This window comes from Tessaracoccus sp. ZS01 (assembly GCF_022342445.1).
In the GTDB taxonomy this organism is placed as follows: Bacteria; Actinomycetota; Actinomycetes; order Propionibacteriales; family Propionibacteriaceae; genus Arachnia.
In genome coordinates this window covers 167,582-188,491 of record NZ_PQFE01000003.1, presented here as the reverse complement: position 1 = coordinate 188,491, position 20,910 = coordinate 167,582, and the positions used below count along the sequence as shown (strand labels likewise).

The 20,910-nt window shown below is 67.7% G+C and carries 16 protein-coding genes; 4 read left to right on the top strand and 12 right to left on the bottom strand.

Annotated features, from left to right (window positions below; all coding sequences use genetic code 11):
• Window positions 1–14: 14 nt before the first annotated feature.
• Window positions 15–2,555: an HYR domain-containing protein gene (locus tag C3E87_RS06035; protein ID WP_076060583.1), complete on the bottom strand. Its 2,541-nt coding sequence runs from the start codon at window positions 2,553–2,555 to the stop codon at window positions 15–17.
• Between the two features lie 289 nt (window positions 2,556–2,844).
• Between C3E87_RS06035 and C3E87_RS06030 the strand changes: the two genes are divergently transcribed.
• Window positions 2,845–3,330: a VOC family protein gene (locus C3E87_RS06030; RefSeq protein ID WP_076060581.1), complete on the top strand. Its 486-nt coding sequence runs from the start codon at window positions 2,845–2,847 to the stop codon at window positions 3,328–3,330.
• A gap of 4 nt (window positions 3,331–3,334) precedes the next feature.
• Here C3E87_RS06030 and C3E87_RS06025 read toward each other — a convergent pair whose 3' ends face one another.
• A complete protein-coding gene (locus tag C3E87_RS06025; RefSeq protein WP_255362907.1) occupies window positions 3,335–4,528 on the bottom strand; it encodes a YihY/virulence factor BrkB family protein in 1,194 nt (397 codons plus the stop codon).
• Window positions 4,529–4,781: 253 nt separating this feature from the next.
• On the opposite strand from C3E87_RS06025, the gene C3E87_RS06020 reads away from it, so the two are divergent.
• Window positions 4,782–9,140, top strand: coding sequence for a multicopper oxidase domain-containing protein (locus tag C3E87_RS06020; protein ID WP_076060578.1), 4,359 nt, complete (start codon window positions 4,782–4,784; stop codon window positions 9,138–9,140).
• Between the two features lie 77 nt (window positions 9,141–9,217).
• Here the strand turns inward: C3E87_RS06020 and C3E87_RS06015 are convergent, their stop codons facing one another.
• From C3E87_RS06015 to C3E87_RS05980, 8 genes are all read right to left on the bottom strand, one after another.
• Window positions 9,218–9,430 carry a hypothetical protein gene (locus C3E87_RS06015; RefSeq protein ID WP_076060576.1) on the bottom strand — a complete coding sequence of 71 codons (213 nt, stop codon included), beginning with the start codon at window positions 9,428–9,430 and terminating at the stop codon, window positions 9,218–9,220.
• A 133-nt stretch (window positions 9,431–9,563) separates the two neighbouring features.
• On the bottom strand, window positions 9,564–10,307 hold the full coding sequence (locus C3E87_RS06010; protein ID WP_076060574.1) for an SDR family oxidoreductase: 744 nt from the start codon (window positions 10,305–10,307) through the stop codon (window positions 9,564–9,566).
• Between the two features lie 44 nt (window positions 10,308–10,351).
• Window positions 10,352–10,972 (bottom strand): response regulator transcription factor, encoded by a 621-nt coding sequence (locus C3E87_RS06005; protein ID WP_076060572.1) that lies wholly within the window; start codon window positions 10,970–10,972, stop codon window positions 10,352–10,354.
• The gene (locus tag C3E87_RS06000) at window positions 10,969–12,195 is read right to left on the bottom strand and encodes a sensor histidine kinase (RefSeq protein WP_143570917.1); all 1,227 of its coding nucleotides are present in this window, start codon (window positions 12,193–12,195) and stop codon (window positions 10,969–10,971) included. The genes C3E87_RS06005 and C3E87_RS06000 overlap by 4 nt, the downstream gene beginning before the upstream one ends.
• A gap of 224 nt (window positions 12,196–12,419) precedes the next feature.
• A complete protein-coding gene (locus tag C3E87_RS05995) occupies window positions 12,420–13,715 on the bottom strand; it encodes a hypothetical protein (RefSeq protein WP_076060568.1) in 1,296 nt (431 codons plus the stop codon).
• Window positions 13,712–16,189 (bottom strand): glycoside hydrolase family 65 protein, encoded by a 2,478-nt coding sequence (locus C3E87_RS05990; protein WP_076060642.1) that lies wholly within the window; start codon window positions 16,187–16,189, stop codon window positions 13,712–13,714. The genes C3E87_RS05995 and C3E87_RS05990 overlap by 4 nt, the downstream gene beginning before the upstream one ends.
• Before the next feature lie 26 nt (window positions 16,190–16,215).
• On the bottom strand, window positions 16,216–16,929 hold the full coding sequence (locus tag C3E87_RS05985) for an HAD family phosphatase (RefSeq protein WP_076060566.1): 714 nt from the start codon (window positions 16,927–16,929) through the stop codon (window positions 16,216–16,218).
• Window positions 16,930–17,002: 73 nt separating this feature from the next.
• Entirely contained in the window at window positions 17,003–17,815 is an 813-nt protein-coding gene (locus C3E87_RS05980; protein WP_076060563.1) for an Fpg/Nei family DNA glycosylase, read from the bottom strand.
• Window positions 17,816–17,847: 32 nt separating this feature from the next.
• Between C3E87_RS05980 and C3E87_RS05975 the strand changes: the two genes are divergently transcribed.
• Both C3E87_RS05975 and C3E87_RS05970 read left to right on the top strand, forming a co-directional pair.
• Window positions 17,848–18,009: a hypothetical protein gene (locus C3E87_RS05975; RefSeq protein ID WP_158069051.1), complete on the top strand. Its 162-nt coding sequence runs from the start codon at window positions 17,848–17,850 to the stop codon at window positions 18,007–18,009.
• Window positions 18,010–18,087: 78 nt separating this feature from the next.
• Complete coding sequence (locus C3E87_RS05970; RefSeq protein WP_158069050.1) at window positions 18,088–18,261, top strand: hypothetical protein; 174 nt, start codon at window positions 18,088–18,090, stop codon at window positions 18,259–18,261.
• Here C3E87_RS05970 and C3E87_RS05965 read toward each other — a convergent pair.
• A complete protein-coding gene (locus C3E87_RS05965) occupies window positions 18,236–18,682 on the bottom strand; it encodes a ribose-5-phosphate isomerase (protein ID WP_076060561.1) in 447 nt (148 codons plus the stop codon). The two genes, C3E87_RS05970 and C3E87_RS05965, sit on opposite strands and share 26 nt — an antisense overlap.
• Before the next feature lie 7 nt (window positions 18,683–18,689).
• Window positions 18,690–20,774 (bottom strand): NAD-dependent DNA ligase LigA, encoded by a 2,085-nt coding sequence (ligA, locus tag C3E87_RS05960; RefSeq protein WP_076060559.1) that lies wholly within the window; start codon window positions 20,772–20,774, stop codon window positions 18,690–18,692.
• Window positions 20,775–20,910: the final 136 nt, after the last annotated feature.

Genomic DNA, 20,910 nt, shown 5'->3' with positions numbered 1-20,910 from the left:
TATTCAGGGCCGATCTATTTGGCCAACTGGACGGTGACGGAGTGCTTGGACCCGTCGTCGAGGACGGCGGTCAGCGTCCACGTACCAGTCGTGAATGCCGTCACCGTGCTGGAGCCCGGGTTGGTGTAGCCCGCCTTGGTGCTGAGGTTGAAGATGTATTGCCCGTCGCTGTACCGGAAGAGATTGCCCGTGGTGGAAGCCGCAGTCGAAACAGCCTCATCCACCCCGGCGTTCGGGACGCCATCCGCCCTCTTCACGTAGAGCTTCGCAACCGCCGTCGAGATCGGCGTGCCGTCGCAGTCCAACCGGAACTTCACCGGGACGGTGCTGCCCAGCTTGAACCTGCTGAGTCCATCCATGTTGATGGGCTGTCGGAAGCCGCCCCACGCGCCGGAGCCGTAAACCACGCTGTAGGTGCGGGTCTCAGATGCCGTGTTGTCGGCCTTGTCGCTCGCCGAGGCGGTGTAGCTATAGGTACCCACCCCGGAGGCCGCTGACGGCTCGGCCCACGCCTCGCTCATGGTGGCCGGATCCACCCCGGAAAGGACGTCGCTGGGAGCGAAGGTCGGCTTCGTCGTCGAGCCTGCGGTGCAGAGGTCGACCGTGGCACCGTCAGCAGGGCCGCTGACGTCGAGCAGCGGCGCCGTGCGGTCGATCATGATCCCGGACTTCGTGTCGGAGGTCGCGTTGAGCGACCCGTCCGCGCAGGTTCCGGTGGCGGTCAGCGAACTGCCCTCCCCCGTCACCGTCTCCTCGACGGTCCATTCGCCGTGGACGATGTCGAGACACTCCCACACCACCGTGACGTCATCGTTGTGCCACCCGTGCGCATTGGGTACGGGTTCGGTGCTCCGCCAGGAGATCGAAGGTGCCGTGGTGTCCACCACGGTGATGCTGAAGCTGGCCGTCGACCGGTTGCCCCGAGCGTCCTTGGCGGTGCAGGTCACGACGGTTTCCCCCAGCGGATAGAGGCTGGGGTTGTCGCAGGTGACCAGCGGTTCCGCGTCCACCGTGTCAGTCGCCGTGGGCATGGTGAACGAGGTGAGTGCGCCCCCCAGTGTGTTGCCCTCGACGGTGAAGCTCTCCGGCACGCTCTCCAGCGTCGGAGGTGTGGTGTCCTCCACGGTGACGGTGAACGTCTGGGCAGCGGAGGCGTTACCCGCATCATCGATGGCCGTGCAGCTCACCGTCGTGGTGGCCAGCGGGAAGATGTCGCCCGACTCCGGGCTGCACGTGACGACAGGGACGGACACCGCGTCAGTCGCGGTGGCCGTGAAGGAGACGACCGCACCCGACGGCGAGGTGGCCTCTGCCGTGATGTTGCCCGGCACGGTGAGCTCCGGAGCTGTGGTGTCCGCCACTGTGACCACGAAGGAGGTTTCACCGACGTTGTCAGAGCCGTCCGACGCGGTGCACGTCACCGTCGTGAGACCGAGCGGGAACATAGCGCCGGAGGATGGCGTGCACGTGCCGATGATTTCGCCGGAGACCGCATCGGTGGCGACCGGCGGGGTGAAGGTGACCACGGCCCCTTCCGCGGAGGTGGCCTCAGCGGTGATGTCCGACGGCTGCGGGAAGTCCGGCTTCGTGGTGTCCGCCACGTTGATCTGGAATGGGGTTGTCTGGCTGTTGTTCGAGCCGTCCGTCGCAGTACAGGTGACCGACGTTGCACCCAGCGCGAAGATGCTGCCGGAGGCAGGTGAGCAATCCACTGCAAGGCTCCCCCAGACGACGTCGGAAGCCGTGGCTTCAGCCCAGGTGTATGGCGCGCCCGCCGCGGAGGTGGCCTCCACCGTCGTGCTGCCTGGCGTCCCGGTGATCACCGGTCCAGTCGTGTCGACGATCGTGACGGTGCCCGAGTCCTGCGTCGTCTGTCCTGCGGAATCGGTAGCGGCACACGTCACTTCTGTCGTGCCGAGTGAAAGGAGGGATCCGATGGCAGGGAAGCAGGTCACCGCCGGAGTGCTCTGCGCGTCGCTGGCCACGCCCACGTCCCCGAACTCGAGCGTGCGACCCCCCAGGGTGTTGCCCTCCAGCGTCACGTCGTCCACCGTGATGCTGGGCCCCTCGTCGCAGGAGATGACGCTTGCGGTCAGTGCAATCGCCTCGCTCTTCACAGTGAGGCCCGAGCCGTTGGCTTTCGTTCCCGTGGATGTGAAAGTGACGGAACCGGTGCTCGGCCCGACAACGGAGGCATTGAGAGTGATGAGCGAGGTCACGGGGGCTGTCAGGACGTTGTTGCCGAGGTTCTCCCAGGTGCCAGGGATAGCAATCTCATTTCCTTCGACGAAGGATGAGTCGTAACCGGAGCCAGAGACGTCAGCGGTGACCTCAGCCGTGGTTCCGTTCTTGAAGACGTTCGAGTTGTCGTAATTGCCGTTCCGCTTGATTGCCACACTGACTGTGCGCTGGGTAGCTGAGCCCACGCAGACCGTCCCGAAATCGATCGTGGAGTTGGAGATGACGGTGGTGGAGTCTCCGGCTGCGACGACCGCGTTGTCGGCGTGGCCCGCAAGCGGAACCGCCAGCATGAGGAGCGCCGTGGCGAACGCCACGGCAGAGCGCTGTAAACAAGTATCTTTCACGATTCCCCCAGGCAGGACAGCGCTCCCACCTGGCAGCGCTTTGGCCACATTGTGCCCGACCAGCACTTTTCCCGCACGAAATCCTGACAGAAGGCGGCTACCTGGAGCCCATTATCGGCAACTATCACGTCACAAGGGATGGTGGAATCTGATTCACGGAGCACGGCCTCGCCCCCAGCGCAGCCACTTTGGTCAGCTATTGCCGCGGGTGGAGAGCAGGGTTAACGTGACGCTCAGTCGACGTCGAAGGAGTCACACGATGGCAACCCCCAAGAACACGATCTGTCTGTGGTTCGACAAGGATGCGGAGGCGGCCGCAGAGTTCTACGCCTCCGTCTTCCCCGACAGCGAGGTGCTGGCCGTGGAGCGGGCCCCGGGCGACTACCCCAGTGGCAAGGAGGGCGACGTCCTCACCGTGGAGTTCACGGTCTGCGGGATCCCGTGCATAGGGCTGAACGGCGGACCCGAGTTCACGCAGAGCGAGGCCTTCTCCTTCCAGATCGCCACGGCCGATCAGGCGGAGACCGACCGCTACTGGAACGCCATCGTCGGCAACGGCGGCCAGGAGAGCGCCTGCGGCTGGTGCAAGGACCGCTGGGGCGTGTCCTGGCAGATCACGCCCACGGCGCTCAGTGACGCCATGAAGTCAGACGACCCCGGCGTGCGGGAGCGCGCTTTCGCTGCGATGCTCACCATGCAGAAGATCGACATCGCGGAGATCGAGCGCGCCGCCGCGGGCAACTGAGCCCTCAGCGCTCCTTGGACCGGCCGCGGCCGTTCTCGAGTCGTAGCTCCCTGCCCCGCGTGACTAGCTTGCTGTGCCTGTCCGCGAGCTTCTCCGACGCGCGGGTTTCGCGCGGGGGCAACTTGATCGTCTCCTCCGCCTCGATGCCACCCTGGAGTTGCCTGCCCCGCTCGATCTCCGCGTCGACCTCAGCGCCGAACAACAGCACAGTGTTGACGATCCACAGGCCCAGCAGCAGCACGATGAACGAGCCGATGATGCCGTACGTGGCGTTGTAGGACGCGAAGTTGGAGACGTAGATCGAGAAGGCGACCCCCGCCACGGCGGCCACCACGAGGGCCAGCACGGCGCCGACGCTGATCCAGCGCAACCTGGGCTGCTCCACGTTGGGGGTGTAGTAGTACAGCATCGCGATGACCAGCACCGCCAAGGCCACGATCACCGGCCACTTCGCAATGTTCCACACCAGCACCGCGGTGCCTCCGAGGCCGATCAGGTCCCCCACCGATTGCGCCAGGTCCCCGGACAGGACCATGGCGAAGACCATGACGGCCAGGATGATCACCAGGACGAGGGTCAGCAGCAGCATCTGTGGCTTGTGCTTCCAGAAGGGGCGGCCCTCCTCAACCTCATAGATCCGGTTCATCGCCCGCGAGAACGCCCCCACGTAACCTGAAGCCGCCCACAACGCCAGGACGAGGCCGGTCACCAGCGCGAAGCCGGCGCCCGTCTGCTCCGCCAGCCCGCTGACGGTGTCCCCCAACAGCCCGGCGAGTTCCTCGGGGGCGTACTGCTCGATGAGGGTCCGGATGCCCTGCGCCGACTGCTCCCCCTGTCCGAAGACACCCAGCAGGGACACCAGCGCCAGAAGCATGGGGAACATCGACAGGACGGCGAAGTAGGTGAGGCTCGCAGCCAGGTCCGTCACATGGTCTTTCGAGAACTCGGACAGTGCCCTCGTGAAGGCGTACTTCCAGGATGGCTTGTGCAGGTCCGGGGGAGAGTCCGGCTTACGCCCGTCGTTGGGCCGGGGGCGCTGGCCGCCTTGTCCCGGGTCTGCTCCACTGACTCTGTAGGTGAGGCACGTTCGGCTCCGTGGTTGGGCATCCTGCTGCTCCTTCCGCCGGGCCAGTCGCGAGGAGTCGGGTGCTATGCCCCGATTCCACCGGGAAGGTGGGAGCTCGTGGCCAGGTCTCACATCGTAACGGCCAACCCTTGACTATGGAATGGGTGACAGTTAGCGTCCCGATCAGACGCTCCGCGCCAACGACGACGCGGCGCGTCGCCCGTCCAGCGTGCGAGGTTCCCCCATCCGCAGCACGAAGACCGGCCTGCAGCACGCCCCAGCGCGAGGCTCGCCCGGCCCCACTTTCGTGGCCCACCCCTCGAGGCGACGCCGCCTTGAACCGTGCCTGCCACGCATCCACCCTGCGCTTTCACGGAGGAATCTCATGCTGTCTCGCCCACGGACGGCAGCGCTGGCTCTTGTCACGGCCATCCCGCTCGCCCTGTCCCTTTCCATGTCCCCCGCCTACCCTGCCCCGGACCCTGCTCCGGCGCAGGCTCCGGCGGCACCGGCGAAGCTCCCCGGTGATGCCTACGATGAGCTGAAGAAGCAGGCCGAGGAGGCCCGCGAACGGCGGATCACCCAGAAGGATCGGGAGCTTGCAGCCGCAGAGGCCATCCAGGCCGGTGAGGCCAATCCGCTGATGACCGGCGCGGCCGTGGCCATGGTGCCCGGAGCCGCACCCCACTACTTCAGCCATCCGAACTACGCCAACAGCCCGCTGCCGACGGTGGGAACCCTTCCGGGGGCACAGTCGACGGTCGGCAACGAACTCCTCGACCGCGAGTTCGCCTCCGATTACCCGGTCGCTCCCGGTGAACTGGCGCCAGTGTTCGTGGCGCTCCAGCAACCCCTCAGCGACGGATTCCTGACCGGATTCCTGAGCAGGAACCAGGCGACCACCGGAGGCAGTCCCTTCGCCTCCGCAGGAAACGTCTTCCACGCCTACGTGCTGCGCCCGACGGGGACGGCCAATGAATACACGGTCGTCTTCGATTCAGGACAACTGGTCGTCCCGCCGCTCACCACGGCAGGTGTCAGTGAGGACGTGAGCTACGGCGTGGCGAACTTCCCTGTCGTCGCAGGCGACCGCATCGCCTTCTACGGACAGGGCATCCCCCTGGACTCCACTGGCGGGACCGACTCCATGCAGTACCCGGCGGCCACGGCGCCGCTCCAGGACAGCACCATCACGCTCGGTTCGGAGGCGTTCCCGACGTTCCCCGCCGCGCGCACCTACTCATTCGCGGCTTCCGAGGTGACAGCTGACCAGACTGTGGTCACCGGGGGCATCCGCAAGTTCTTGGACCAACTCCCCACCGTCGGCGACGGGGTCCCCGCCGCGGTCGCCGACACCACTACGTACGCCGGCTCCGACTACTACGAGATCGCGCTGGTCGAGTTCCAGCAGCAACTGCACGCTGATCTTCCGGCGAGCACGTTGCGTGGTTACGTCCAACTCGACACCGCCGTCATCCCCGGCGACGGGATCCCGCTGACGACCATCGCGGGCGCTCCCATCACGTTGCCGAACGGCAGCCAGGCCGTGGGCGTGACCGCCCCGTCGTACCTCGGGCCCGCCATCGTGGCCAACAAGGACAAGCCTGTCAGGATCCTGTTCCGGAACCTGTTGCCCACGGGCGCGGCCGGAAACCTCATGATCCCCACCGACACCACCGTCATGGGCTCAGGGATGACTCCGGACGGGCACACGGCCATGGGGCCGGATCCCGTCCAGGCCGATCCGCTCAACCCGATGTGCAGCGGCACGGACAAGAACATGATGGTCGAGGCCGACCACTGTTACGCCGAGAACCGGGCCACGCTCCACCTGCACGGCGGGGTGACCCCCTGGATCTCCGACGGCACGCCCCACCAGTGGATCACGCCGGCCGGCGAGACCACCGCCTATCCCCAGGGCGTCAGCGTGGAGAACGTGCCCGACATGCCTGACCCAGGACCGGGCGCGCAGACCTTCTTCTACACCAACGCCCAGAGCGCGCGGCTGATGTTCTACCACGACCACGCTTGGGGAATCACCCGCCTCAACGTGTACGCCGGAGAAGTTGCGCCCTACATCATCACCGACGACACCGAGGCAGCCCTGGTCAACGGAGGCATCATTCCCGACGCCGCGTCGACGCTGGAACTGGTGGTCCAGGACAAGACCTTCGTGCCCGACGACGCCCAGCTCATGGAGCAGGACGAGACGTGGGACACGGCCCGATGGGGCGGCGAAGGCAGCCTCTGGATGCCGCACGTCTACTCCCCCGCCCAGAACCCCGGCGATCTCTCCGGCGTGAACGCCTACGGGCGATGGGCCTACGGGCCATGGTTCTGGCCGCCGACGAAGGACGTGAAGTACGGGCCGACCGACAATCCCTACTACGACGCCACCTGTGACCCGGACCTGACTGGATGGTGCGAGCCCCGCCTGATGCCGGGGGTGCCGTACCTCTCGATGGGCATGGAGTCTTTCATGGACACCCCCGTCGTCAACGGCAAGGCCTATCCCACAGTGACGCTCGACCCGAAGGCTTACCGGCTGAGGATCCTCAACGGCGCGAACGACCGGTTCTTCAACCTCTCGCTCTACAAGGCCGTGGACGCCGACGGTGTCCCCTGTGACGCGTCGAACCCGACGCCGAAGCCGGAATCGACCCAGGTGGCCTGCACGGAGGTCGCGCTGGATCCGCAGCTCATGGCAGACGCGCTCCTCGACCCGGCGGGTGTCTTCCCGACCCCGGTGGTGGGCAATGAAGGCCCCAGTTGGACCGTCATCGGTACCGAGGGCGGCTTCCTGCCTGCACCGGTCACCGTCGACCCGCAACCCATCACCTGGGTGTCCGACCCCACCGTGTTCAACGCCGGCAACGTCGACAAGCATTCGCTGCTCGTCGCCCCCGCCGAGCGCTTCGACACGATCGTGGACCTGTCGGCCTACGCCGGCCAGACCCTCATCCTGTACAACGACGCCCCTGCAGCCTTCCCGGCGAGGGATCCGCGGTACGACTACTACACGGGCAACGCGGACCTCCGCGATTCCGGTGGCGCGCCGTCGACCCTGCCCGGCTACGGGCCGAACACCCGCACGGTCATGCAGATCAAGGTCGCGGGCACCCCGCAGGCCGCCTTCGACAGGGCAGCGCTCGACGCGGCATTCAAGCACACCGCCGACGGCACCGGCGTCTTCGAGAAGGGCCAGAAGCCCATCATCGTCGGGCAGTCCGCGTACAACAGCGCCTACGGCACCACCTTCACGGGCGGCACCAACGGCACCGTGCAGATCTTCGACACCTCTGTGACGTTCGACCGCCTGGTCGACGACGACTCCGTGAGCAACCCCGGCGCCCCGTTCCGGACGTCCACGGCCACAGAGAAACTCACCGTCAACCTGAAGCCGAAGATGATCCAGGACGAGATGGGCGAGGCGTTCGAGCAGGAGTACGGCCGCATGAGCGGCATGCTCGGCGTCGAGACGCCCGACGCCCAGGCCGGCCTGCAGAACATGATCCTGCTGCCGTACACCTTCCCGCCCACAGAGGTCCTCGACGGCGTGGAGTTGCCGCCCGGCATGGAGGCATCGCCGATCACCCAGACCGACGACGGGACGCAGATCTGGAAGTTCACCCACAACGGGGTGGACACCCACCCCATCCACTTCCACCTCTACGACGTCCAGCTGCTGAACCGGGTGGGATGGGATGGCATCATCCGCAAGCCGCACCCCACTGAACTGGGCTGGAAGGACACCGTCCGGGTCAGCCCCCTCGAGGACACGATCGTGGCGCTGCGACCCATCATCCCGCCGCTTCCGCAGGGATGGGCCGGCCTGCCCAACAGCATCCGCCTGCTCGACCCCTCGATGCCTGAGGGCGCCAGCCTGGCCGACTCCACGGCGAAGGAAGCCGCGGGTCTCCCGATCACGGCGTTCGCGCCGTCGGGTGAGCCGATCGACGTGGTCAACCACTTCGTGAACTTCGGCTGGGAGTATGTCCTCCACTGCCACATCCTCAGCCACGAGGAGATGGACATGATGCGCACGCAGGTGGTGGGTGTGAGCCCGATCGCCCCGACGTTCGTCTCGGCCGTGCGCACCGGCAATGGTCGATCCCAGAGCTACACGGTCAACTGGTTGGACAACTCGAAGAACGAGACGGCGTTCGTCATCGAACGCAGGGTTGCGGGGTCCACTGAGCCCTGGGTCACCGTGGCCACCGTCCGGACTGAGGTGCTCGGCACACTGGATTATGTCGAAGGTACCGGCGCCGCCACCGGCCCGGCGAGCTACTCCGATCCCATCGGGAACACCAAGCAGCTGTTCGAGTACCAGGTGTATGCGGTCAACACGGTGGGCGACGTGTGGGACTACTCCAATCCCGCGTTCAACCAGATCCCGCCCGGCGGCGGCTTCCCGACGTTGACGCTGGACAGCCGAGGCGGCGCTGAGGCCACCCTCGCGGCTCCCACCGGGCTGACGGGCACGTCGACCGTCAAGAACAAGAAGACGGCCAGCGTGAACCTGACGTGGACCGACACGACCACCACCGAGGCCGGCTTCCTGATCCAGAGGGCTGACAACTTCACCTTCACGACAGGCGTGGTCAACGCGACGGCGGGGGCCAACACCACGTCGTTCAGCCAGCCGGTCACCCCCGCGAAGACCTACTACTACCGGGTCCTCGCGTTCAACAACACCATCCAGTCGCCGTGGTCGAACACCGCCACGGTCGTCGTCCCGTAACCCACGGGCCGGCACACGACGATGGACCCCGAAGCGTTCTCCGCTTCGGGGTCCATCGGGTCTGTGCCGGCCAACAACTACGCATACCCACCCGAGGGGCGGGGCGCGACGGGCGGCAGGGCGCCGCTGTGGACGCGTCGGATGAAGTAGGTGATCAGTGAAGCGAAGGAGCGCTTCGGCTCGGTCGGCGATTGTGGTCGCTCAAGCTCAAGGCGTCGGAGGGTGGCCTCCCGCTCGATCTCCGCTGCGCGTTCCTGATGGATCGCGTATGGAACGTGGTAGTCGTACATTGTGGTCCCCCGGTCTCGCGGACCCTGCTCCGGATCCGCGCTATTGCTGACAGGTCCACTGTCCGCCGGAGGGACACCCCGTCGCATCGGGCAGATGCCCTAACCGGTCTCCGCGCCCCATGCCTGGAGCCCATCAGTCATGCGGCACGTCCTCGTCGACCCCCTGCAGGAACGGACCCTGCGGGCCCACCCCCTCCGTGAGCGCGTTCACCGTCTGGCCGCTGTTCCGGCGCACCAGCGAGTCCAGCGCCAGCCCGACGGGGTGCACGCCGTCGCGGAACCTGATGGTGATGCCGGGTAGATCCGCCCGGCCGACGACGGCAGCGAGCACCTGGGCGACATTGCCGCGGGAGGTCAGCCCTGAAAGCACGTGGTCGCCGTACTCGATCTTCCCCGTGGCCGGTTCCTCCGTGAGCTGTCCGGGCGCGACGATCGTCCAGTTGAGCGACGACGCCCTCAGGTGCTGGTCAGCGTCGGCCTTGGCCACCGCATAGTGGTGGAAGGGGTTGTCCTCGGGTACGTCATCGACGCCGGAGCCCACATAGGAGACCATCACGAACCGCCAGACCCCCGCCTGCTGGGCGGCGTCGACCGCGCGCATGGCCGCGTCCCTGTCGACGGCGTAGGTGCGCTCCGGATTGCCGCCGCCGGCGCCTGCCGACCAGATCACGGCGTCGAAGCCGTCGAACTGGGCGGCCAGGGCGTCGGTGTCGAGGCTCTCCACATCGGCCACCACAGCGCGGGCTCCCGTGTCCTCCACGTCGCTCACCTGGGCCGGGTTACGGATCAACGCCGCAACCTCGTGGCCGCCCTGCACCAGGAGGGGATGCAGGAGCAGAGCGATCTTTCCGTGTCCACCGATGATGCAGATCTTCATGCCACCGACCCTACGTGGGTTCCGCGACGTCCGGAAGGGCCTTGTCAGAGCCAGCCGTTGTCGGTTGCGGTGCGGAGCGCCTCAGCGCGGTTGCGGGCGCCGAGTTTGCCGATGGTGGAGCTGAGGTAGTTGCGCACCGTCCCCTCGGACAGGTAGACGCTCTGTGCTATCTGGGCCGTGCTCGCGCCGCCGGCCGAGGCGGCCAGGACCAGGGCCTCCTTCTCCGTCAGCGGGGAGCGGCCGATGCTCAGCGAGGCGGCGGCCAACTCCGGGTCCACCGTGCGGAGCCCCTCCGACACGCGTCGGATGGATTCCACGAGCCTGTCGACGGGGGTGTCCTTCACCAGGAATCCCACCGCTCCCCGTTCCAGTGCCCGGCGCAGGTAGCCGGGCCGGCCAAAGGTTGTCACGACGATGATCCTGCTCTTGGGGGCGACGTCGAGCACGTGCGGGATGGCTTCGATGCCGTCGTCGACAACCAGCCCGCCGTCGGGCATCTGCACATCGAGGAGGATGACCCCAGGTTGTGTCTCCAACGCCCGGTGCACCACCTCTGCGCACGTGCTGGCCTGACCCACCACCTGCAGGTCGTCCTCCAGCGCGAGCATGGTGGCCAGCGCCGTCCGGATCAGCGTCTGGTCATCCGCGATCAGCAACGTGGTCATGCGGCGCCCTCCGGCACGGCCGGCGCCCCGCTGCGGGACTGCGAATAGGACTCGATCTTCGACAGACACGACGCCCGCAGGGACACGTCGGCCACGGTGGAGGACGGCCCTGTGGAGGCCACCACGGTGGTGCCCACTCCGTCGGCCACCACCTCGAGCCGACCTCCGGCTTCCGCCACGCGGGCGCGCAGACCGCTCAGGCCTGTGCCGTTCCGCTCCCGGTCGCCGATCCCACGGCCGTCGTCTGACACGGTGAGCACCCCGTCGCTGTAGCAGATGGTGCAGGTGGACGCTCCGGCGTGCCGCACGACGTTGGTCACGCTCTCCCGCACCACGTAGCCGAGCAGCTCCGACGTCCGGTCGTCCAGGGCAGGCAGGGCCGTCGGGATGACCGCCTCGATGCCGGCTGCGGTCAGCACCGAGCGTGCCGAGGCGATCTCGCTCGCGAGGCGCACCTTGCGCATCCCGGAGGCAGTCGCCCGGACGTCGGAAAGCGCCTGCCGGGCGATCTGGGCCAACTCGGCCACCTCCGCGCGGGCGGCAGTGGCGTCGCGGTCGATCAGGCGTTCTGCCAGGTCCGCTTTGACCGCCACCGCAGTCAGCGAGTGCCCGAGGATGTCGTGGAGATCACGTCCGATCCGCTCCCGCTCCGCCGCGACGGCCAGCACCGCGGTGCGCTGCTCCGACAGCCGCAGCCTGTCGCGGGTGCGGCTCGTCTCCAGCGCCAGCGCGATCACCAGGCCCATGGCCAGCGCCAGGGCGCCCATCACCACGATCTGGAGGTTCCGCTCGACCAGTGCCGTCAGGATGGCGACCGCGGTGGTCACGAGGATCACGACACGCGAATGCCGGAATGGGAGGAGCACGGCGGCCGTGGTGGTGATGTAGGGCACCTGGTAGATGGGCATCGTCTCCCCTGGCGACAGCGCCATCAGCCCGACGGTGCCGAGAACCGCCGCCATCCAGAGCCACCGGCCGCGAGCGTTCCAGTGGGCGATGGCGGTGGAACCCACCACGAGGAACGCCAGCAACAGGGACGTCGCCACCACGAAGAGCCAGATGTGCAGCGGCGCCCCGGAGGCGAACACAATGGGGATGAGGACGAAGGCGGCACCGGGCGCGATGTACAGGCCACCCTGCATCACCATGCGTCGGTACCACGGCAAGCCATCTGCCGCCGATTGGTGGGCCGGGGCCCGGCTTTCGTCGAGAACGCTATCCATTTACAACCTTCAGGGGTCAGGGCGCGACCTGCGCACAGCCTGACCGTAGCCGAGTCCACAGGGCGCGACGCGTAAGGTCATCATCGCGAAGCCGGTCATGCCCCCAAGGGCCGTGTGGCACTACATCACCGACGCCGCGACAACGAATGGACGTGCCCTATCTTCACGGCTGGCAAAGGCGGGCGCGAGGATACGATGTCACCACTCTGGGATGACATCTGTCATCAACCGACGGACAGCCAGGCCAGATCCACCGGCGACTGCTGCGCCGACAGCCAGCACAGGAGCCGGTGCTCGGCCATCATCGCGCACGACGAGGCGCGCAGGCCCTGTTCCGTCTCCCCCAGCCCGGCGGCGAACAACTTGGCCACCGCCACGTCACGGCCCCTCATCGGAGCACCGGCCGAGCGGACCCGGCCGTAGCCGATGCGCGACATCGCCTCGATCCCCAGCTCCCGGAAGTTGCCGACCGGCCAGGCTCCGCCGGCCAGGTCGATGGGCACCATGCCGTGCATCGTCAGCACGATCACCTCGTCGACGCGGCCCCGCGACAGCACCTGGGTGGCCGCCTCCTGCGCCTCCTGCTCCATCGGGAGGCCGAGCTGGGTGGCGAGGTGCGCGGCGACGGCGCCCCACGCCGTCGGCTTCTCGAGCACCTGCCCGAGCACGAAGTCGACGCGGTCCACCAAGTCATCCGGGGTCCAGCTCTCCATCATGTGCCGCACGGCGACATAGGCCCAGGCGTCGTCCACCAGACGCTCAGCGGCCAGCTTCTCGCGGAGCTGCGCCGGGTCGAGGTGGGAACCGATCTCCAGCATCGTCCGGCCGCCGGGGCCCCATACCCCCACCGTCGACAGCCCGGGCGGCGGGTACAGCTCGAACTCGCCGTCGGTGTCCGTCACCCGGACGCTCTCATCGGCGACCACCAGGCCGTCGGGGACGCTCAACTCGACGCCGTGCCCGACGCCGGGATAGCGGTCGAACGGGAACCACGACGGTTCCAGAGGCATGTCCAGGATGTCGCCCTCGAGGGCCTCATAGGTCCATGCCGACGAAAGGATGCTCTTCGGCCGCAGCAGCGGCTCCGCCTCCAGGAGGTATGCGGTGCCCGGCTCGGGGCCGTCGCTGCACAGCCCGCGTCGCTGCGTGAGCAGCCCAGGGCCGTGCTCCGACGGAAGGACGATCTCCCCCGACGCCTCGGCAAGCCAGCAGATGGGGTCCTGCTCCCCCACCACCCGCAGCAGGGGGCCGGGGACGGTAACGGTGTCGTCGATCTCCGAGGTGAGGTTGACCTGCAGCCGCAGGCGGGGCCCCGACGACAGCCGCACGGAGCCTGTCACGCCCGACGTGTGCCGCAGCTCGGCCCCCGCGTCGTCGACGGTGTCGTCGAGCAGGGTCCAGCCGTCACCGAATTCGACGCTCAGGTGACGCAGCCGGCCGTCCCCGCTCATCTCGAATCCGTCCGCCCTGGGGCGCGTCTCGAAGTGTTCGCTGGCGACCCCTGTGAGTTCCAGGCTCATGATGTCTCCTCGGCGATCTCCTGCGGGTGCGATTCCGGAACCACCGCCTGGACGACGGAACCGTCCTTGCGACGCCCGCCCACCAGAGGGTGACTCCCCTCCAACGATGGCAGGAGGGGGCCCTGCCCGTCGAGCGGCACCGCCACCGGACTTCCGGGCAGCACCGTCAACGGCCTCCCGCGCACGGCCAGTTCGACCGGTCCGCCCTCCTCCACGTCGAAAGCGATCGAGGTGCGCTCAAGGCGCACGCGCAGGCGCGACCCGTGCACGGTGATGGAGAAGGTCAGCGACGGCCAGTCCTGGGGCAGGCGTGGGTCGAACGTGAGTTGCCCGTCGTGGTCGCGCAGGCCGCCGAAGCCGTGCACGAGCGCCTTCCACACACCGGCGGTCGACGCGATGTGCACGCCGTCGCGGGCGTTGGAGTGCAGGTCCGCGAGATCCACGAACAGCCCGGACGTGAAGTACTCCATGGCCATGTCCTGGTACCCCACCTCCGCCGCGAGGATGGACTGCACCACGCTGGAGAGGGTGGAGTCGCCAGTGGTGATGGGGTCGTAGTACTCAAAGTTCGCCTTCTTCTGCTCCGCCGTGAACTGGTCACCCTGGAGGAACATCGCCAGCACCACGTCGGCCTGCTTCAACACCTGGAACCGGTAGATCACCAGCGGGTGGTAGTTCAGCAGCAGCGGCCGCTTGTTGTCAGGGGTGTTCTCCAGGTCCCACATCTCCGAGTAGAGGAACTTCTCGTCCTGCGGGTTGATCCCGAACGTCTCGTCGAAGGGGATCACCATGCCCTTGGCGCAGGCCTCCCACTCGAGCACCTCGTCGTCGGTCAGGCCCAGGTCCTCCACCACGCGCTGGTACGCCGCCTCGTCCATGTGGCGCATCTCGCGGATGAGGGACACCGCGTAGTTGAGGTTCGCGCGGGCCATGACGTTGGTGTAGAGGTTGTTGTTGACCACCGCGGTGTACTCGTCAGGCCCGGTGACGCCGTGGATGTGGAAGTTGTAGGCGCCCTCGGCGTCGGTGCGCCAGAAGCCGAGATCTGCCCACATGCGCGCGGTCTCCACCAACACGGCGGCACCGTCGCGGTACATGAACCTCTGGTCTCCGGTGATGTCGCGGTACTTCTCGAAGGCGAAGGCCACGTCGGCATCGATGTGGTACTGGGCGGTGCCCGCTGCGTAGTACGCCGACGCCTCCTCACCGTTGATGGTGCGCCACGGGAACAACGCACCACGCTGTGACAGCACCGCCGCCCTGTCGCGGGCCTGCGGCAACATGATCACCCTGGAGCGCAGCGCGTTGCGGGCCGCGCGCGGCGAGGTGTACGTGAGGAACGGCAGCAGGTAGATCTCCGTGTCCCAGAAGTAGTGACCCTCGTAGCCCGAGCCCGTCACGCCCTTGGCGGGGATGCCCAACTGGTCCGAGCGGGCCGACGCCTGCGCCAACTGGAAGAGGCACCAGCGCACGGCCTGCTGGATGGCCGGCTGACCCTCGACGACCACGTCGGAGTCGCGCCAGAAGTCGTCAAGCCAGCGCCGCTGTTGGTCGTAGAAGTAGTCGAACCCCTTGTCACGGACGCGGTCGAGCGTGCGGCGACAGCGGTCTGCGAGTTCCGCCACCGGCACCCCGCGGGAGCTGTGGTAGACCACCGCCTTGGAGATCCTGATGGGCTCGCCCTGCTTCGCGTCGAAGCGGTACACCTGCTTGCCCACGTCTTCGGTGGTGGAGATCATTGCCTCGTACCGGTTCCCCGTCTCGAGGTAGTGGTCTGCCGCCACCGCGAGCGTCATGCCGGAGCGCGCCGTCTGGAAACCGAGCATCATGCGGTCGCCCTTGCTCCAGTTGAGTTCCGGGTTGAGCACCCGCTCCTGGAACTTGCTCGTGCGCCGCGGGTCGAAGCCCTCCGCCTGCTCGGTCGCCCGGTAATCGGAGTACCCGTCCTGCCGGTTGACGATCTGCGAGCTGACCACGATGGGGGCCTCACCACCCTCGAGCAGGGTGATCTCGATCTGCATGAGGGCGAGGTGACGGTCGGTGAACGAGACCATGCGGCTGCTCCTGATCTCCACCACCTTGCCCGACGGCGTGCGCCACACCACCTTGCGGTTGAGGCGGCCGGAGCGCAGGTCGAGGACCCGCTCGTAATCGTCGAGGTCCGCCACCGTGAGCGTCAGCGGCTCGTCGTCGACGTAGACCTTGAGCAGCTTGGCGTCCGGCACGTTGACGATCGTCTGGCCGGTGTGGGCGAACCCGTAGGCAGCCTCGGCGTGCTCAATGGGCCACGTCTCGTGGAAGCCGTTGATGAACGTGCCGTTGGCGTAGCTGACCCGCCCCTCCTCCGGGTTACCGCGCATGCCGAGGTAGCCGTTGCCGACGGCGAAGAGTGACTCCGTGGTACCCACGTCCTGGGCGCTGGGCTCCACCTCCACCAACCGCCACGGGTCCACCGGGAAGCGCGAGCGGTTCATCGGGTCGCTGGTGATCTCCCGGGTCTTCACGCCGTCAGCTCCCGGAGGTCGTCGACGACGAGGTCGGCGCCGGCGAGGAGCAGCGCCTCGTGCCCGACGCCGCGGTCCACTCCGATGACCAAGCCGAAATCCCCCGCCGCACCCGCGGCCACGCCGGAGATCGCGTCTTCCACGACGACGGCGCTGCGGGTGGGCGCGCCGAGCATCTGGGCGGCGTGGATGAAGGTGTCCGGAGCCGGCTTGCCGGCGATGTGCGCCCGGGCAGCGACGTTGCCGTCCATCACCACGGGGAAGAAGGAGGCGAGCCCCGCGGCGCGGAGGATGGCCGGAGCATTCTTCGACGACGACACCACCGCGAGCTTGAAACCGCCGGCCGCGAGCTGCTCGACCAGGAGTTTCGAGCCGGGATAGGGGGCCACGCCGTCGCGCTCGATGATGGTGTTGAAGGCCTCGTTCTTGCGGTTGCCGAGCCCGCACACCGTCAACTGGCTCGGGTCGTCCGTCGGCCGGCCTTCCGGCAACACGATGCCGCGGGACAGGAGGAAGTCGCGCACCCCGTCGTAGCGAGGCTTTCCGTCCACGAAGGCGAAGTAGTCGTCGTCGGTGTACGGCAACTGGCCGCTGCGGGTACTGAGGAAGCCGTTGAACATGTCGGCCCAGGCGTGCATGTGCACCTCAGCGGTTGGGGTGATCACTCCATCGAGGTCGAACAGGACTGCTTGGTAGTCGCTCCACTCCATGGGCCCACCCTATGCGGCGCCGGTGGCCGCCGAGCGGATGCGCGGCCGGTCCCGGTATTTACCGCGCCGGTGCTCAGCGACCGACCCGCCTCCGGCGCTGACAGCGACCGCACCAGTACATGTTGCGACCCTCCAGCATGGCGGTGCGGATCTCCGAGCCGCAGACCAGGCACGGCTGCCCGGCCCTGCGGTAGACGTAGACCTCCCCGCCGTGCCGGTCCACCCGCGGGTCGCGGCCCTGGGCCTCCGGGCCGTGCTCGTCGCGCACCGTGTCGATGCGGCCGGCACCGACGGCGTAGTGCATCAGCTCGACCAGATCCGCCCAGATGGCGTCCCAGGTGCGGCGGTCGATGTCGCGGCCGGGCACGGCGGGGTCGAGGCGGTGCCGGTAGAGCACCTCCGCGCGGAAGATGTTGCCCACCCCGGCGGCGACTCGCTGGTCCATCAACAGGGCGGCGATCGGCTTGCCGGAGCGCCGCACTCGTTCGAAACCCCGAGACGGATCGGCGTCGGCGCGCAGCGGGTCGGGGCCGCTCGAGGCGACCACGGCGTCGCGCTCCTCCGGGGTGATGATCCGGCACCATTGCGGTCCCCGCAGATCCGCGACGGTGACGCCGTTGTGGACGCGCAGCCGCACCTCGCCGACCGGTGGGGCCAGGGGCTCGAAGCGGATCTTGCCGATCAGCCCCAGGTGGATGTGCACGACGTCGCCCGTGGCGAAGTCGAGGAAGAGGTGTTTGCCGACTGGCTCGCCGTGGTTGAACACGGAGCCGTCGAGCGGTGTCGCGTCGAAACGGCCCTGCGGGGAGGTGACGGAGACCTCGACCCCGCCGAACGTGGCGGTGTATTCCGACGCGAGCCGGTGAATGACGTGACCCTCAGGCATTTCGCCACCTTAGCTCTACGTACACTTCCGGCATGAGCGAAGAGCAGCGGCGGGAGTTCGGACGCGACGGCGTCTCCGGCCTGGTCGATCGGGAGCGGGCCCTGCGGGCGAAGTTGCTCCCCCGCCGGGACCGCAGCACAGAGGACCAGCAGAAGTACCGGCGGCTCAGGGACCGCCCCGCGCAGGAAAGTTGAGCGGTCAACGCTGTGACAAGGGTCGCCGCGCCCATGGACCTCTAAGGTTTTTGGACAAACTGCGCATAGACTCTGCACATGTCTCTGACCGACCCGACCAAGGGCGCACTGCGTAAGCCCCGGCGGGCCAACGTGCGCATCGACTCAGCGCTCGTTCTCCCGCGCCTCATCGAAGCCCAGCGACGGATGCGTCAGCAACGCGTCGCCCGGCGTCAACTCCGCAGGCTCAGCGGCTCTCGTATTCCGAAATGAGGTCGATGCGGCGCTGATGCCGGTCCTCCCCCGGGAACTGGGTGGTGACGAAGGTCTTGACGATGTCGTAGGACTCGTCCAGGGACTGCATCCGGCCACCCAGTGAGATGACGTTGGCGTCATTGTGCTCGCGCGCCAGCCTGGCCAACTCCACGTTGTAGGCCAGCGCCGCGCGCACGCCCTTCACCTTGTTGGCCGCGATCTGCTCACCGTTGCCGGAGCCGCCCAGCACGACGCCCAGGGAACCTTCTTCCGCGACGACTGCCTCTGCGCAGGGGATGACGAAGGGAGGGTAGTCGTCCAGCGCGTCGTACTCGTGCGCGCCGTGGTCGACGACCTCGAAGCCGTCCTCCTGAAGCCGCTCGACGAGGTAGTTCTTCAGCTCGAAGGCCGCATGGTCAGTGGCAATGTGGATTCGCATGGGTCAACTATCCCAGCCCTGCGGGGCCTCTGCTCAACAGGGTGACGAATCCGGCCTCGTCCAGGATGGGCAGCCCAAGCTCCTCCGCCTTGGCGGCCTTCGTCCCCGCGTTGGCCCCCACCACGACGTAGTCGGTGTTCTTGCTGACCGAGCCCGCGGCCTTGCCGCCGCGGCTGATGATGGCCTCCTTCGCGCCGTCCCGGGTGAAGCCCTCCAGCGAGCCGGTCACCACCACTGTGACGCCCTCCAGTGTGCGGGGCTGCGACTCGTCCACCTCGTCAGCCATCCGGACCCCGGCGGCCGCCCACGTGTCGACGATGGCGACGTGCCAGTCCACGTCGAACCAGTTCTTCACCGACTCCGCGATCACCCCGCCCACGCCCTCCGTCGAGGCGAGCTCCTCCAGCGAGGCGGCGCGGATGGCGTCGAGCGACGCGAACCTGGCGGCCAGCGAGCGGGCGGCCGTGGGGCCGACGTGCCTGATGGACAAGGCCACCAGGACGCGCCAGAGGGGCTGGGTCTTGACGGCCTCGAGGTTGGCGAGGAGCTTCTCCCCCACCGTCGACAACACGCGGCCGTTGCGGTTGGGCGCGTCGGCGTCTGCGGGCTTGGCCAGCCTCGTGTAGAAATCCGTGGCGAGCAGGTCTTCGGCCGTCAGGTCGAAGAGGCCCCCCTCGTCCGTCAGCAGGCCGGCGCTGAGCAGCGCGTTGGCGCCCTTCTCGCCGAGCGCCTCGATGTCGAACGCACCACGGGACGCCAGGCTGAACAGGCGTTCGCGGAGCTGGCTGGGGCAGGTGCGGGAGTTGGGGCACCGGATGTCCTTGTCGCCCTCCTTCTCCGGCCGCAATGCGGTGCCGCAGGAAGGGCAGTGGGTGGGCATGACGAACGGTCGCTCCGAGCCGTCGCGCAGCGCCACGACGGGCGCGACGATCTCCGGGATGACGTCGCCGGCCTTCCGGAGGACGACGGTGTCGCCGATGAGCACGCCCTTGCGCTCGACCTCGAACGGGTTGTGGAGGGTGGCCATCTCCACCGTCGAGCCACTGACGAAGACGGGCTCCATGATCCCGTACGGGGTGACGCGCCCCGTGCGGCCCACGTTCACCCGGATGTCGAGGAGCTTGGTGTTGACCTCCTCCGGCGGGTACTTGTAGGCGATGGCCCAGCGGGGCGCCCTCGACGTGGCCCCCAGCCTGTCCTGCTCCGAGAGCTTGTCCACCTTCACCACGACGCCGTCGATCTCGTGGGTCAGGCCGTGGCGGTGTTCGCCGTAGTGGGCGACATACTCGGCCACGTCCGCCCGCGATTCCAGCACCTTGTAGGCCGGCGACACCGGGAGACCCCACTCCTTCAACTGCGCATAGGCATCTGACTGGGACTCGAAGGCGGCCCCCTCCACGGCGCCGATGCCGTGCACGATCATCTGCAGCGGGCGCGACGCGCTCACCGCGGGGTTCTTCTGGCGCAGCGAACCCGCCGCGGCGTTGCGCGGATTGGCGAAGGGCGCCTTGCCGTCCTGGACCAGCGACTCGTTGAGCCGCTCGAAGCCGGCGACGGGGAAGAAGACCTCGCCGCGTACCTCCAGCACGGCCGGGGCCGCGCCCTTCAGCCGCCGCGGGATGCCCTTGATGGTCTCCACGTTGGGTGTGACATCTTCGCCCACGCGCCCGTCGCCGCGCGTGGCCGCGACTCTCAGGCGGCCGTCGAGGTAGAGCAGGTTGACGGCGAGCCCGTCGATCTTCAGCTCGCACAGGTAGCGGTCTGCCGGGGTGCGGGTCAGCCAGGCGGTGAGTTCCTCGTCCGAGAACACGTTGTCGAGGCTGAGCAGGCGACGGCGGTGCTCCACGGGCTTGAAATCCGTGATCCGCGCGGTACCCACGCGTTGGGTGACGGAATCAGGTGTGACCAGCGACGGGTGGGCGTCCTCGAGTGCCTGGAGTTCACGCATCGCCTCGTCGTACTCCGCGTCCGACATGGTGGGCGAATCAGCGCCGTAGTAGGCCTCCTGCGCCTCGGTGAGGCGCGTGTTGAGGTCAGTCCATCGGCGGCGCAACTGCGGGGATTCCACCCCGGCCCGGCTCTCTTCGCTCATGCGTTTTATCGTTGCATACGCTGGTGACACCGCCCAGATCTACGGTGGGGGAATCATTTGCTCCCAGGAGAGCCCAAATCCCACCGCTCTCGGCAGTTCAGTAGAAGAATGCAGGAAACCCTGATGAGGGCGGACA